Annotated in this window: 13 protein-coding genes; 3 read left to right on the forward strand and 10 right to left on the reverse strand. The window is 63.2% G+C overall.

Annotated elements, in window-relative coordinates:
• The first annotated feature begins 172 nt into the window (after positions 1-172).
• The gene (locus PDMSB3_RS25260; RefSeq protein WP_007176752.1) at positions 173-1,318 is read left to right on the forward strand and encodes a GGDEF domain-containing protein; all 1,146 of its coding nucleotides are present in this window, start codon (positions 173-175) and stop codon (positions 1,316-1,318) included.
• Positions 1,319-1,438: 120 nt separating this feature from the next.
• A complete protein-coding gene (locus tag PDMSB3_RS25265; RefSeq protein ID WP_007176753.1) occupies positions 1,439-3,772 on the forward strand; it encodes a bifunctional diguanylate cyclase/phosphodiesterase in 2,334 nt (777 codons plus the stop codon).
• A gap of 49 nt (positions 3,773-3,821) precedes the next feature.
• On the opposite strand, the gene hpaI is transcribed toward PDMSB3_RS25265, so the two are convergent.
• The 7 genes from hpaI to PDMSB3_RS25300 all read right to left on the reverse strand — a co-directional run bounded on the left by hpaI (position 3,822) and on the right by PDMSB3_RS25300 (position 9,860).
• Positions 3,822-4,625 carry a 4-hydroxy-2-oxoheptanedioate aldolase gene (hpaI, locus tag PDMSB3_RS25270; RefSeq protein ID WP_007176754.1) on the reverse strand — a complete coding sequence of 268 codons (804 nt, stop codon included), beginning with the start codon at positions 4,623-4,625 and terminating at the stop codon, positions 3,822-3,824.
• A 10-nt stretch (positions 4,626-4,635) separates the two neighbouring features.
• On the reverse strand, positions 4,636-5,439 hold the full coding sequence (hpaH, locus tag PDMSB3_RS25275) for a 2-oxo-hept-4-ene-1,7-dioate hydratase (protein ID WP_007176755.1): 804 nt from the start codon (positions 5,437-5,439) through the stop codon (positions 4,636-4,638).
• Positions 5,440-5,459: 20 nt separating this feature from the next.
• Entirely contained in the window at positions 5,460-5,873 is a 414-nt protein-coding gene (locus tag PDMSB3_RS25280) for a 5-carboxymethyl-2-hydroxymuconate Delta-isomerase (protein ID WP_007176756.1), read from the reverse strand.
• A 21-nt stretch (positions 5,874-5,894) separates the two neighbouring features.
• Positions 5,895-6,758, reverse strand: a complete 864-nt coding sequence (hpaD, locus tag PDMSB3_RS25285; RefSeq protein ID WP_007176757.1) for a 3,4-dihydroxyphenylacetate 2,3-dioxygenase — start codon at positions 6,756-6,758, stop codon at positions 5,895-5,897.
• Positions 6,759-6,844: 86 nt separating this feature from the next.
• Positions 6,845-8,302 carry a 5-carboxymethyl-2-hydroxymuconate semialdehyde dehydrogenase gene (gene hpaE / locus PDMSB3_RS25290; RefSeq protein ID WP_007176758.1) on the reverse strand — a complete coding sequence of 486 codons (1,458 nt, stop codon included), beginning with the start codon at positions 8,300-8,302 and terminating at the stop codon, positions 6,845-6,847.
• Between the two features lie 29 nt (positions 8,303-8,331).
• Positions 8,332-9,090 (reverse strand): fumarylacetoacetate hydrolase family protein, encoded by a 759-nt coding sequence (locus PDMSB3_RS25295; protein WP_165188114.1) that lies wholly within the window; start codon positions 9,088-9,090, stop codon positions 8,332-8,334.
• Complete coding sequence (locus PDMSB3_RS25300; protein ID WP_007176760.1) at positions 9,087-9,860, reverse strand: fumarylacetoacetate hydrolase family protein; 774 nt, start codon at positions 9,858-9,860, stop codon at positions 9,087-9,089. Before PDMSB3_RS25300 ends, PDMSB3_RS25295 begins: the two co-directional genes overlap by 4 nt.
• A 180-nt stretch (positions 9,861-10,040) precedes the next feature.
• Here PDMSB3_RS25300 and hpaR point away from each other — a divergent pair, with 180 nt between their 5' ends.
• Positions 10,041-10,448, forward strand: coding sequence for a homoprotocatechuate degradation operon regulator HpaR (gene hpaR / locus PDMSB3_RS25305; protein ID WP_007176761.1), 408 nt, complete (start codon positions 10,041-10,043; stop codon positions 10,446-10,448).
• Positions 10,449-10,475: 27 nt separating this feature from the next.
• On the opposite strand, the gene PDMSB3_RS25310 is transcribed toward hpaR, so the two are convergent.
• The 3 genes from PDMSB3_RS25310 to PDMSB3_RS25320 form a co-directional block, all read right to left on the reverse strand.
• Positions 10,476-11,615 carry an alanine racemase gene (locus PDMSB3_RS25310; protein ID WP_007176762.1) on the reverse strand — a complete coding sequence of 380 codons (1,140 nt, stop codon included), beginning with the start codon at positions 11,613-11,615 and terminating at the stop codon, positions 10,476-10,478.
• Positions 11,616-11,636: 21 nt separating this feature from the next.
• The gene (locus PDMSB3_RS25315; protein WP_007176763.1) at positions 11,637-12,308 is read right to left on the reverse strand and encodes an HAD family hydrolase; all 672 of its coding nucleotides are present in this window, start codon (positions 12,306-12,308) and stop codon (positions 11,637-11,639) included.
• A gap of 130 nt (positions 12,309-12,438) precedes the next feature.
• Positions 12,439-13,344, reverse strand: coding sequence for a LysR family transcriptional regulator (locus tag PDMSB3_RS25320; RefSeq protein ID WP_007176764.1), 906 nt, complete (start codon positions 13,342-13,344; stop codon positions 12,439-12,441).
• Between the last annotated feature and the right edge of the window lie 43 nt (positions 13,345-13,387).

The following is a 13,387-nucleotide window of genomic DNA, read 5'->3' on the forward strand; positions in this document are numbered from 1 at the left end:
CGACCACGTGGCCGCTTCGCATTTTCCCGGGCGGGCATTCTTTTCGAATCTTTCGATTGCCTTGCGCACCCCAACTTTCGCTCGCGCCCGTTAAGCTTGCGCACTTGCATCGGGTCGCGCGCGAAACGCGTGCGTGGCACATTGGTATGATGCTGTTCGATAATTCGCCGCAATGTTCAATCCACTCAGCATTCTTCTGGTCACCGTTCTGTCGAGCGTCATGGCAATCGCCGTGCTCGGCTCGTTGTGGCGCGCGGCGATTCCCGGCGTCGGCTACTGGGTGTCGGCCAACGCCGTGGCGATCGTCGCATTGCTCGCTTTCTCGCTGCAAGGCCATGCGTCGCAGTGGTTGACCTTCGTGGCGTCCAATGTGCTGATGGCCGCTTCGCTGCTGCTGGTGGTCGAAGGCTGTTTGCGTTTTCTGGGGCGCCGCGCGCGGCCCTGGCCGGCCTACGTGGGCCTTGTCGCGGTGCTGGTCGGCATTTCGTACTGGACCTTTGCCGCGCCCGACTTCAATGCGCGGGTCGCACTGGTGTCGGCGTTTCACGCGAGCCTTTATGTCGTGCTCGCCGTGCTCATGCTGCGCGGGCGTCCTTCGAACCGGCCACGCTACAGTTATTACTTCCTCGCGGTGGCGGCGCTGCTGCTGTTCGCCGGGAACACGTCGCGCGGGCTTATGTACGGCTTCGGCTGGCTGATGCAGACCGGGCTGCTGCAGGTCTCGCCTTCCAACGTGATATTTCTCGCGCTCGGCATTCTTGCGCCGCTGTGTCTGTCAATCGGCGTGGTGATGCTGGCCCACGACCGCCTCGCCGAACGGCTCGAACGGCTTGCCAATATCGACGACCTGACGGGCGCGCTGTCGCGCCGCGCGTTCCTGGCGGCCGGCGACGTGTTGCTGAACGCATCGCGGCAAACCCGTTCGCCGCTAACGATGGCGATCATCGACATCGACTCGTTCAAGGCGGTCAACGACAACTACGGTCACGCCGCGGGCGACCAGGTACTGAGCCACTTCGCCACGTTCGTCGCACGCAACCTGCGGACCGGAGACGTGTTCGGCCGGCTGGGCGGCGAGGAATTCGGCGTGCTGTGCCCGGCCACCACCACCGCCGAGGCGGTGAGCCTGCTCGACCGCCTGCGGATCCGCCTCGCGTCGACCGCGCCGAACGGCTTGCCGCGCGGGCTGCGCTACACCTTCAGTGTCGGCGTGGACCAGCTTCGGCGCGACGAATCGCTGGCCCAGTTGATGGCGCGTGCCGACGGCGCGCTCTATGTGGCCAAGGCGTCGGGCCGCAATCGGGTGATGGCGGCTTGAGGCAAAACGGCCTGTAAAGAAAGATTCTCTGTCCGATTTGTACGGAAGGCATAAATATTTGTCGGATATTGGCCGATAAACATTGGCAGAGTAACCGGAACCAGCCTGGTATCTATCGATATGCTTTCCAACTCAACGCAGCACCCGTCGGATTCCGGTTTGCGCGATCGCTTTCACGTGCGTTCGCTCGAACACCAGCGTCCGCTTTCCACGGTAACGATGGCGTTTACCGTGGTCGCGTTCCTGTGCTTCATCGGGGCGCGCAACCTGGTGGATGGCCCGGCTGCGCCGCTCGAGTACCGGCTCGGATGTGCACTGGTGCTCGCGCTGCTCGTGCTGGCGATTCCGCGCGCAAGGTCGACGTGGGTGTTCGGGCTGATCGGCGTTGCTTACTCGCAGGTACTGGTGGCGGGCCTCGCGCTGAACATTGCCGGTGTCGCGCAACCGCTGCTGTGGGTGCTGCCCGCGATGGTCGTGATACCGGTTTGCGCCGCGCCGCTGTGGCTCACGCCCATGCATTTCGTCGCCGGCAGCGCGCTGTTTTATGCCACGGCGTACGCGTTGCTGTTCGGCGAGCCGTTGACGCACGATGTGGAGATCGTCGTGTGGATGTGGGTCGTGGCGATCGGCGTGCCGACTTCCGCCGTGTTTCATTTCGGCTTCTACCGGTTTCGCCGCAACCACTTTCTGCTCGAAAGCCAGCTTGCGCAACTCGCGGCTACCGACCCGCTGACCGGCCTGCAAAACCGCCGTTCGTTCGTCAAGCATGCTGAGCGCCGCCTCGACACTCTCGCGCCGGAGACGCGGATCAGCGCGATCTTTCTCGACATCGACAACTTCAAATCCCTGAACGACCGCTTCGGCCATGCGGTCGGCGACCACGCGCTCTACGAGGTGGCCCACGCGTTGATGGAAGAGGCCTCCGCGGACGACAGCGTGAGCCGGATCGGCGGCGAGGAATTCGCGCTGCTGCTGTGCGACGGGCTCACCGGCGCGCTTCATCTGGCCGAACGGTTGCGCCTCGCGATCGCCGCGATCGAACGGCCGGACGGCCAGTTGACCGCGAGCTTCGGCGTGGCCGAGCACCGCAGCGGCGAAAGCATCATGATGCTGCTCGATCGCGCCGACGAAGCCTTGCTGCGCGCCAAGCACTCCGGCAGAAACCGCGTGTGCGCCGAGCGTCCGCTGCCGCGCGATGCGTTGCAACTGCTTGTCGACGACGGAGCCGGCGAGGGTGGGGCGGCGGTGCGGCGGCATCGCTGGGAGGATTACTACCTGACCTCGCATTTCCAGCCGCTCTACAGCCTGTCGCATCAGAAGCAGGTGGGATTCGAGGCCTTGCTGCGCGGCGAGCAGGGCGACGGCGCGCTGGTGCCGCCCGCGGTTCTGTTCGCGCCGAAGCCTTCCAGCGACGAAGGCGCGCTCGACCGCGCGAGTCACGCCGTGCATCTGGCCAATGCGCGCGGGTCGCTGCCGGACCACGCGTGGCTCTTCCTCAACATTCTGCCGGCCACGTTCATCGCCGAAGGTTATGCGGATCAACTGGCAAAGCTCGTGCGGGCCGTGGGGCTCGAGCCGGAACGGGTGATTCTGGAGATTCTCGAATCGCACGGCGGCAGTGTGGACGACATGTCGCGGGCGGCGGCGTTGTACCGCGAGCACGGCTTTCTGATCGCCGTCGACGATTTCGGCGCCGGTCAGTCGAATCTCGACCGGCTGTTGCGGATTCGCCCGGACCTCGTCAAGCTCGACGGCGAACTGATTCGCGCGACGAGTCACGGCACCGAGCAACCTATTCTTCCGAAGCTCGTTTCGCTGCTGCATCAGGCGGGCATGCTGGTGGTCGTCGAAGGCGTGGAGACCACCGAGGAACTGATTCTCGCCGTGGAATCCAATGTGGATTTCGCGCAGGGTTATCTGCTGGGCCGGCCGGCTGCGGAGATTGCGCCGCCCGAGTCGGTGCATCAGCGCATCGACGATGCTTTCGATGTCATCGCGCATGGCCGCGCGCATCAGCATGCGTTGTTCGAATCCGAAGTGGAGCCTTACCGCGCAGCCTTGCGGCTTGCCGCCGACGCATTGCTGGCCGGCGTCGCCAAGGAAGAGGCGTTTGCGTCTCTCGCAAGGTTCGATCGCTGCATCAGCTGTTTCATTCTCGACGACTCAGGCAGGCAGATCGGCCACGAGGTGCCGGGGCCGGCCTGGAGCAGTGAAGGCGCCTCGCTGCAGCCTGTGGCGAATCCGCGCGATGCGCGCTGGGATCATCGTCCGTATTTCCGCAATGCGGTGTTGTTGCCGGGCGTGGCGGTGGCGAGTAATCCTTACCTTTCGCTGGCGAGCGGCAGGCCGTGTATCGCGGTGACGCTGGCGGCGCAATTTGCCGCCGAGCGTTGCGTGATCGGGGTGGAGCTGGATTGGTCGGCGTTGGGACTGCCGTGGCCTGCGGGGGAGTAGGGTTTTTTCTCACGCCGCAGGCTCGCGTGTTTCTGTCCGGCAGATTCGTTCAATACCCGCCTTTGGGCGAGGTCGCCATTGCTGGCGTCTGTTTATACGACGCCGCCAGATCTGCCGCCGCACGGCTCAGCAAACCCGTGTCCGTACCGACCGCGACAAAGGTGGCGCCCGCTTCGAGATAGTCGGCGGCAATCGCCGGATCGGGCGCGAGCACGCCTGCGGCTTTGCCCGCGCTTCGCGCGATCCGGATGCCGTTGCGAATCGCTTCACGCACGCTGGCATCGCCGGGTTTGCCCAGCAGGCCCATCGAGGCGCTCAGATCCGCCGGACCGAAGAACACGCCGTCGACGCCATCCACTGCCGCAATTTCCGGCAAGTTCTCCATGCCCTGCACGGATTCCACCTGCACCAGCACGCACAACTCATCTGCCGCCGTGCCCAGATAATCCGGTATCCGGTTCCAGCGCGATGCGCGTGCCAACGCACTGCCCACGCCGCGAATGCCCTGGGGCGGATAGCGTGTGGCCGCGACCGCATCGGCCGCCTGTTCGGCCGTGTCGATCATCGGCAGCAAGAGGGTTTGGGCGCCGATGTCGAGCAACTGCTTGATCAACGCTGCGTCGCTGCGCACCGGCCGTACCACCGGATGCGATGCATATGCGGCCACCGCCTGCAATTGGGCCAGCGTGCTGCGCACGTCGTTCGGCGCATGCTCGTTGTCGATCAGCAGCCAGTCGAAACCGGCGGTGGCCAGCAACTCGGTCACATACGCGTCGGCGAGCGCGGCCCATAGGCCGAATTGCGGTTTGCCTTCGGCCAGCGCGCGCTTGAAATGGTTTTGCGGTAGAGACATGTTGGTCGACTCAAATGAAGTTCAGGCCGATTCCGCCCAGCGGACCATAGTCGACATGAAAGGTGTCGCCTGCCCGCGCGGGAATAGGGCTGGTGAACGAACCGCTCAGGATCACGTCGTTCGCGTTGAGCATTTCGTCGTACGGAGCGATCTTGTTGGCGAGCCAGGCCACGCCTGTGGCCGGATGATTCAATACCGCCGCCGCGAGTCCGCTTTCTTCCACCGCGCCGTTCCTGTAAAGCAGCGCGCCGACCCAGCGCAGATCGACATCCAGCGGACGCACGGGACGGCCGCCCAGCACGATGCCCGCATTCGCCGCAAAGTCCGAGATCGTGTCGTAGACCTTGCGCGGCGCTCGGGTTTCGCGGTCGAACTGTTCGATGCGCGCGTCGATGATTTCCACGGCCGGCGTTACGTAGGCGGTCGCGTCCAGCACGTCGAACAGCGTTACGCCAGGGCCTTTCAGCGGCCTGCTCAGCACGAACGCCAGTTCCACTTCCACGCGCGGCGCAATGAAGCGGTCCGCGCGTATGTCCTGGCCGTTTTCGATGAACATGCTGTCGAGCAGCGGCGCGTAGTCGGGTTCGTCGATCTGCGACGAGCGCTGCATGGCGCGCGACGTGAGGCCGATTTTGCGGCCCTTGATCACGTGGCCTTCGGCGAGTTTCAGTTTCACCCACTCGCGCTGGATCGCGTAACCGTCCTGTACGGTCATCTGCGGATAGGCGGCGGAGAAGTGGCGCAATTGAGTACGCGTTTTCTCGGCATGGTCGAGTTGTGCCGCAAGGTCGCGGATAGTCTGTTCGTCTAGCATGGTGGATTCTCGATGAGCCGCTATTCGGCCTTCAGGCGCGCGTGCAGGTTGTTGTGTTTCCACGTACCGGCTTCGCTGAATTCATTGATCTCCAGCGACAACGCCAGGCCGTGCTGTTCGAATTCAGCGGCGAAGTGCTGTTTGATCAGCGCGAACAACGCTTCGCCGGTGGCCTTTTTCACGGCTTCCGGGCGGCCTGCGCCGATCTTCAGGTTCGCGTGCAGAAATGCAGCGTCGGTGCGTCCGTCGGCGATGCAGTACTGCTCGCAGCGCAACGCGCGCACGCGGATGCCACCGAGCGGATAGACGCGCTGTTCGCCTTCGTTGCCACTTTCGCGCTGCGCGTCGAGGCAATGCGCGAGCGCGTTGCACAGTTGTCCGATGCTTTCCGCGCCGGCGAGATTGGCGCTGTATTCGAGTGTCAGATGCGGCACAGTGAACTCCTTCGTTGCAACTCAAACGGGCAGGGGCGTAACCGGAAAGATCGCGTTGATCTGGCCAGTGCCCGAACTGCCGAAGTACGGCGTGACGACCTCCACCTTGCCCTCGTAACGATCCCAGCCGAGCGCGCCGAGCAGCATGGCGGTGTCGTGCATGCCGCCTTCGCCCCAGCATTTCTCGTTGTAAAGCGGCAGCATTTCACAGAAGGTCTTCCAGTCGCCGGCTTCCCACAACTCGACCACCTTGCGGTCCATCTGTTCGAGAAACGGATTCCACACCTTGTGCATGAACTGTTCGGCCGTGCCGTTGTTGGCGAAGTGATGACTCAGCGACCCGCTCGCCAGAATCGCGACGGTGCCCTCGTAACGTTCCTCGATCGCCTTGCGCACCGCGAGGCCGAAGCGCACGCTCGTGTCGAGGTCATGCCACACGCACCAGCCCGCTACCGAGACGGCCTTGAAATGCTGATCCGCGTTCATGTAGCGCATCGGCACCAGCGTGCCGTATTCGAGTTCGAGCGTGGTCTCGCTGTGCGCGCGGCTCTTTACGCCCATTTCGTTGGCGACTTCCGCGATCAGATTACCGAGTCCGACATTGCCCGGATACGCGTACGGCATGTTCTTGATGAAATGCGGCAACTCGTTGCTCGTATAGATACCTTCGAACTTCGGCGCGCAATTGATATGGTATTCGCTGTTCACCAGCCAATGCACGTCGAACACGACGATCGTATCCACGCCCAGTTCGCGGCAACGCCGGCCGATTTCATGATGACCGTCGATCGCGGGTTGACGGCAGCCCTTATGCGGACCGTCGAGCTCGGACAGATATAACGACGGGACGTGAGTCACTTTTGCTGCCAACGCGAGTTTGCCCATCGCGGTCTCCCATGCAGGATAATTGCTATTTGGTATGGCCTGTTCCGCGCGATGCATCACGCCCACGCGCACAAAACATCCGCGCCTCAAACGCCCCAGCGCGGAATGTGATGCGAGCCGAGCGACACACAAACGTTCTTCGGTTCGAGGAACACTTCGTAGCTCCACGTACCACCTTCGCGACCCACGCCGGATGACTTGGTGCCGCCGAACGGCTGGCGCAGATCGCGCACGTTCTGGCTGTTGACAAAGCACATGCCCGCTTCGACGGCGGCGGCAACGCGCAGCGCGCGGCCCGTGTTCTCGGTCCAGATGTAGCTCGACAGGCCGTAGGAGATGTCGTTGGCGAGCTTGATCGCGTCGGCTTCGTCGTCGAACGGAATCAGGCAGGCGACCGGGCCGAAGATTTCTTCCTGCGCGATACGCATGCGGTTGTCGACATCGACGAACACGGTGGGCTGGACGAAGTTGCCTTTGCGCAGCGCGTCGGGCAACGCGGGCAGATCGAGGCCGCCGCACGCGAGCGCCGCGCCTTCTTTCGGGCCCAGTTCGATATAGCTGCGCACTTTCGCCAGATGGCCCTGGCTGATCATGGGGCCGACAATGGTGTTGTCGGACAGCGGATCGCCCACGCTCAAACGCTTCGCACGCTCGACGAAACGCTCGGCAAAGCGCGCGTAAATGCCCCGTTGCACGAGAATGCGCGAACCCGCCGTGCAGCGTTCACCATTGTTCGAGAAGATCATGAACACGGCGGCGTCGAGTGCGCGTTCGAAGTCGGCGTCGTCGAAAATCACGAACGGCGACTTGCCGCCGAGTTCCATCGAAAACTTCTTCAGCCCCGCGGTTTGCACGATACGGTTGCCGGTCGCCGTCGAACCGGTGAACGACACGGCATGCACGTCCGGATGCGCGACCAGCGGTTCGCCGGTTTCTTTGCCGAAGCCGTGCACCACGTTCAGCACGCCGGCGGGAATGCCGGCTTCGAGCGCGAGATTGCCGAGCATCGCGGCGGTGAGCGGCGACAGTTCGCTCATCTTCAACACGGCCGTATTGCCGAATGCGAGACAGGGCGCCACCTTCCAGGTCGCCGTCATGAACGGCACGTTCCACGGCGAGATCAGCGCGCAGACGCCGACCGGATGAAACAGCGTGTAGTTCAGATGCGTATCGGTCGGATACGTATGGCCGTCGACACGCGTGCACATTTCGGCGAAGTAGCTGAAGTTGTCGGCGGCGCGCGGCACGAGTTGCTTGCGCGTCTGCGAGATCGTCTGACCGGTGTCCTTCGTTTCGGTCTCCGAGATTTCCGGCACATTCTTCGCAATCAATTCGCCGAGCTTGCGGACCAGCTTCGCGCGTTCCACGGCTGGCCTGGCGGCCCATGCGGGAAACGCGTCTTTGGCGGCGCGCACGGCGGCGTCCACTTCTTCCGCACCGCCGCGGGCTACTTCAGCGAGTACCTCTTGCGTGGCCGGATTGACGGTTTCGAAGTAGTCTTTCGCGGCGCCTGATTTGCCGTTGATCAGATGGTCGATTCGCATTGGCTTGTTGTCCCATGTAAAGCAGTCGATCAGGCGCGGCCGAAGTCCGCGTCTGACGCAATCGTATTGACGAGACGGCCAAGGCCGTCGATTTCGCAGACCACTTCGTCGCCCGCATTGACATTGACGATGCCCTCCGGCGTGCCGGTCAGGATCACGTCGCCGGGCGCGAGGGTCATGAAACTGCTCAGGTATTCGATCAACGCCGGAATATCGGTGACGAGGTCGCGCGTATTGCCGTGTTGCTGACGCGTGCCGTTCACGAACGTGCGCAACTCCAGTTGCGTGACGTCTCCGATATCCGCTGCGTCGACGAACCAGGGGCCGAGCACTGTGCCGCCATCGCGATTCTTCACGCGCAGGTTGGGGCGGTAATAGTTTTCGAGGTAGTCGCGAATCGCGTAGTCGTTGGCGATCATATAGCCGGCCACATGCTGCATGGCGTTTTCGCGGGTGACGTTACGCGCGGTTTGCCCGATCACGACCGCGAGTTCGCACTCGTAGTGCATGAAGGTGACGTCGACGGGGCGGCGCGTCACGCCGCGATGACCCAGCACCGTGCGCGGTCCCTTGAGAAACACGAGCGGCTCTTCCTGTTTGCCGAACTGCAATTCCTTCGCATGCTCGGCGTAGTTCAAGCCGAGCGCGAAGATCGTGCCGACTTCGATCGGGGCAAGCCAGACCACTTCATGCTCGCCGCGCACGCGGCCATCGGCGAGACGCACGCCATTGGTGTCGGGATAGGCTTCGTGAATCGCGCCCGCATACGCAACACGGCCGCGCATCATGGCTGTTCTCCCTCTTGTTCTTCGGCACCGACGAACGACACCGTAAGCGGCGGCATTGCGCCGATCGACAACGTGGCCGAGTCGCCGATATGCGCGACGGGCGAACCATGCGGCACGCCGAGCGTGATGACGTCGCCCGCGCCGAGCGTCATGAAGTCGGTTACGTCCGTGAGCAGTTGCGCCACATTCCGTACCGACGACGCGGTGCTCGCGCTGAAAGTCGCGCCCCCGTTAAGCGAAACCTCGATCTGCAGATCATCCGGCGCGGGAATATGACGCGCTGCAACCACGGCCGGCCCAACGACGCAGAAACCGTCGCGCGCCCGGAATCGTACCGACGGCCGGTACACGCTCGCATGCGGCACGCTGAGATCGGCAACCAGCGTATAGCCGGCAATGTAGTGCAACGCCTGCTCCACGCCGACACGTGTTGCGGTGCGGCCAATCACGATGCCGAGCGACGCGCCGATTTCTACGCCCAACGCATTGTCCGGCACCACGACACGCGCGCGATGTCCGGCGAGCGTATTGCGCGGCTTCAGATAGAGCACCGGCGCTTTCGGCGGCGCTTTATAGGGTGCGGCGTGCATCGCATCGCCCAACGCCGCGAGCGCGGCTCGGTCGTTCAGCAAGGTGCCGTAGACCGCGCCGCTAACCGGTGCGCGGCATGCCATGCCGCGTGCGAGCAGCGCGGCCGCGCTGCTCGCATCCACGTCGCGGGGCAGCGCCTCGCCTTCGGGATGCAGCAGATGATCGGCAAGTGCAAACATAAATGACCTGTCTCTTGTCAAAAACACTAACATGTTAGTAGTATTGCGCTTGATATCATCCAGGGTCAATAGTCTGTCGGCTGATCGCGGGTTTTCCCTTAAGCTTCCACGGCTGGTTTCAATTCAACTTCCACTATGTCCGCTTCCGCTTCGACCCGAGTTTTGCACCGCAACCTGCCAATGTTGTTGCTGCGCGCCAGAGAAAAAATGATGGAGCGTTTTCGTCCATTGATTACCGCGCATGGATTGACCGAGCAGCAGTGGCGCGTGATTCGCGCGCTAAATGAACACGGCCCGATGGAGCCGCGCCATATCTCCGATATCTGCACGATTTCGAGCCCGAGCATGGCCGGCGTGCTCGCGCGCATGGAGAGCATGGAACTGGTGACCAAGGAGCGATTCGCCGAAGATCAGCGGCGCGTGCTGGTGTCGCTCACGGGCACGAGCCTGGAATTGGTGCGCGTGATTTCCAAAGACCTCGAGGCGCATTACCGCGAGTTGGAGCGCAAGGTGGGGCCGGAGATCGTCGAGCGCGTATATCGCGCCGTGGACGATCTGCTGGCCGGTCTGGAGGAAGAAGAGGAGTGAAGTAAGGCCTGGCGTTTGCGCGCGGGTTTACCAACCGTGAAAACGTCTCCATTCCACGCTGTCGCCGTCCGGCGTCACCGCGTGGTATTCGGGAAACTGCGCGCCGGTGGCGCACGCATGATTCGGCAGGACGCGCAGTTTCATGCCGATCGGGAAGCGTTGCGTGATGTCTTCGCCGGTGTGTGCGTGTTCTGCCGTCGCAGAGAGAATGCCGTGTTCCTGATTGGCGGCGCTTATTACATAGCCGGGCAGCGGCGTGCCGTTCAGCAGACATGGCTGGCCGTAGCCGAAATCGTGCGACTGCTTCGAGGTGCCGCGATCACGGCTCATTGCCATCCAGCCCGCGTCGAGAATGGCCCAGCCCTTGTCCGCCTGATGGCCGATCACCGTGGCGAGCACGCTGAGCGCGATATCGTCGAGCGCGCATACGCCGACGTTATGCATGACGAGATCGAACAGCACGTACACTCCCGCGCGCACTTCCGTGACGCCTTCCAGTTGCGTAGCCGCAAGAGCGGTCGGCGTCGAGCCGACGCTGACCGCCGGGCACGCAATGCCGGCCTCGCGCAGCCGCTGTGCCGCGCGGACGCAGCCCGCGCGTTCCTGTTCCGCCAGCGCGGCGAGCGCCTCGGGCGTATCCAGTTCGTAGCTGGAGCCGGCATGGGTCATCACGCCGCCCACCTTCACGCCGTTCTCGTGCAGAATCCGGCCGACTTCGAGCAAGGTGTCCTGTTCCGGTGTGATGCCTGAGCGGTGTCCGTCCGTGTCCACTTCGATCCATACCTCGAAGGTTTGGCCGTGCTGGTCGCTGAATGCGGCAATGGCGGCTGCGGCGTTCGGGTTATCCACCACGAGCTTCAGATCGCAGCCCTGGCGGCGCAGCGCGAGCGCTCTCGGCAGCTTCGACGGAGCCATGCTGACGGCGTAAAGAATGTCTTCGGCGCCCGCGGCAAAGAATGCCTCCGCCTCCTTCAACGTCGAAACAGTAATGCCGCGCGCGCCTGCGGCGATCTGCGCGCGGACCACGTCGATGCATTTGGTGGTTTTCACGTGTGGACGAAACGCGACGCCGAGCGCGTTCATATGCCCCTGCATTCGCGCGATGTTCTTCTGCATGCGGGCGATATCGATTAACGCGGCGGGGGTTTCGATCTGGTCGAGTTTCATGCTTTCACCGGGAAAATGGAGTCATGCGCGGTCGCGCCGGTTCACGCCGAAGCGGGCGAGCCATGCAACGAGCGAGTCGAGCGTCGGCGCTTCGATCTCGGGCGGCTGTGCGCCGGTTACGAGCGGCAGGCCGACGCGGTTGTGCCAGTAGGTCCGCAAGCCGACGGCGGCAGTGCCGAACATATCGTGGCTGGAGCCCGCCACGAACGCGGCTTCATGGGCCGCTATGCCGAGTTTTTGCAGGGCGAGACGGTAGGGTAGCGGATCCGGTTTGTACATGCCGGCTTCTTCGGCGGTGACGATTGCGTTCCAGCGAACCGGGAGGAGATTCGCCGCCTGTGTGCCGAGGCGCGCCGAGCAGTTGGTGACGACGGCCAGCTTGCAATGCGGCGCGAGCGTTTGCAATGCATCGACGGCACCACTCCACGGCGCGAGGTTCAGCCAGTCCGCTTCGAGCGCAAGCGCCGCGGATTCGGGCAGCCCGACTTGTGCGGCGGCTTCGCGCACCAGTTGTTCATACGCGAGGTACTTGCCGCAGCCGTAGGTCAGCCGCAGATAAGCGGCGCGCCATGCGCGGCCCGCCTGTTCGGAACCGGCGGCGCGATTCCATGAGCTCCATGAGTCGAGCAGGGCGGTCAGCAGGTCGAACAGGACCGCTTTGGGATAGGCGGCGGGCACGGAAGCGAGGGTCATGATCAGGCCGGCAGTAGACGGTGAACTGATTATAAAGTTCGATTGGCGCGGCAACGTTCAAATGGACTAACTCATGGATTCAGTCGGACTGAATGATTGATTCGTGATTTCGCGCAACGCGTGTTGACACTCATCGCCGCCAGGGTGGTTGCGGCCTGAATCTGCTCTGCAAATACTGCATGAAATGGCGGGTGCGCGCCGGCAGGCCGGTCCGCTGATGCGTGAGGGCGATGACGTCGGCTGCGGGCGCTCTCCATTCCGGCAGCAAACGGATGAGCTTGCCCTTCGCGAGGTCGTCGGCCACGTCCCATTCGGAACGCAGGATCACGCCGCGGCCTTCGCAGGCCCACTGGCGGATCACGTCGCCGTCATTGCAGCTCAGGCGGGAAGACACACGCACGCTGCGGCGCGTACGTCCTTTGCTGAACTGCCACAGCGAAACATCTTCGTTATTCTCGCGCAGCACGATGCAGGGTAATTTGCTCAACTCATCCGGAGACTCCGGCGCGCCGGTTCGCTTGATCAATGCAGGCGCTGCGCAGACGAACCGCGCGTTCGGTGCAATCGTGTAGCCGACCAGGTTCGACACCGGCAGTTCGCCGATATGCACGACGATATCGAAACGGTCCGTGGTCTCGGTCAAAGGCCGGTCGGATAGCGTGAGCGCGATATCGATATCCGGATTCTGCTGCTGGAACGCGGCAATCGCTGGAGCGAGATGTCGCCGTCCGAACCCCAGCGGCGCGTTGATTTTTAGCGTACCGACGAGTCCGCCGCGGCGCATCTGCAAATCCTCGAACAGCGCGTCGAACTGCTGGACGAGCTTTGCCCCCCGTTCGCACAGCAGCGTGCCTTCTTCGGTGAATTGCAGGCGGCGCGCGGTGCGGTTCACCAGTTGCGCGCCCAGTTTCTTTTCCAGTTGTTGAAGACGCTGCGTGACCGCGGAGGGCGACAACCCCAGCTTTCGCGCGGCGGCGATCAGGCTCCCGCTTTCGCGCAGCGTCAACAGGAAGCGGATATCGGCCGAATCGTTCATGGCAGCAACGTTTGAGTGCGGAAGTCTGGCAGCTTAAAGTGTT

It is taken from the genome of Paraburkholderia dioscoreae (assembly GCF_902459535.1).
GTDB classification, from domain to species: domain Bacteria; phylum Pseudomonadota; class Gammaproteobacteria; order Burkholderiales; family Burkholderiaceae; genus Paraburkholderia; species Paraburkholderia dioscoreae.

Bases quoted from the DNA above. Each gene is read 5' to 3' on its own strand.
- PDMSB3_RS25300 (WP_007176760.1), bottom strand. From the start codon at position 9,860: ATGTTTGCACTTGCCGATCATCTGCTGCATCCCGAAGGCGAGGCGCTG.
- PDMSB3_RS25315 (WP_007176763.1), bottom strand. From the start codon at position 12,308: ATGACCCTCGCTTCCGTGCCCGCCGCCTATCCCAAAGCGGTCCTGTTC.
- PDMSB3_RS25310 (WP_007176762.1), bottom strand. From the start codon at position 11,615: ATGAAACTCGACCAGATCGAAACCCCCGCCGCGTTAATCGATATCGCC.
- hpaR (WP_007176761.1), top strand. From the start codon at position 10,041: ATGTTGTTGCTGCGCGCCAGAGAAAAAATGATGGAGCGTTTTCGTCCA.
- PDMSB3_RS25320 (WP_007176764.1), bottom strand. From the start codon at position 13,344: ATGAACGATTCGGCCGATATCCGCTTCCTGTTGACGCTGCGCGAAAGC.
- hpaI (WP_007176754.1), bottom strand. From the start codon at position 4,625: ATGTCTCTACCGCAAAACCATTTCAAGCGCGCGCTGGCCGAAGGCAAA.
- PDMSB3_RS25260 (WP_007176752.1), top strand. From the start codon at position 173: ATGTTCAATCCACTCAGCATTCTTCTGGTCACCGTTCTGTCGAGCGTC.
- hpaD (WP_007176757.1), bottom strand. From the start codon at position 6,758: ATGGGCAAACTCGCGTTGGCAGCAAAAGTGACTCACGTCCCGTCGTTA.
- hpaE (WP_007176758.1), bottom strand. From the start codon at position 8,302: ATGCGAATCGACCATCTGATCAACGGCAAATCAGGCGCCGCGAAAGAC.
- PDMSB3_RS25295 (WP_165188114.1), bottom strand. From the start codon at position 9,090: ATGATGCGCGGCCGTGTTGCGTATGCGGGCGCGATTCACGAAGCCTAT.
- PDMSB3_RS25265 (WP_007176753.1), top strand. From the start codon at position 1,439: ATGCTTTCCAACTCAACGCAGCACCCGTCGGATTCCGGTTTGCGCGAT.
- hpaH (WP_007176755.1), bottom strand. From the start codon at position 5,439: ATGCTAGACGAACAGACTATCCGCGACCTTGCGGCACAACTCGACCAT.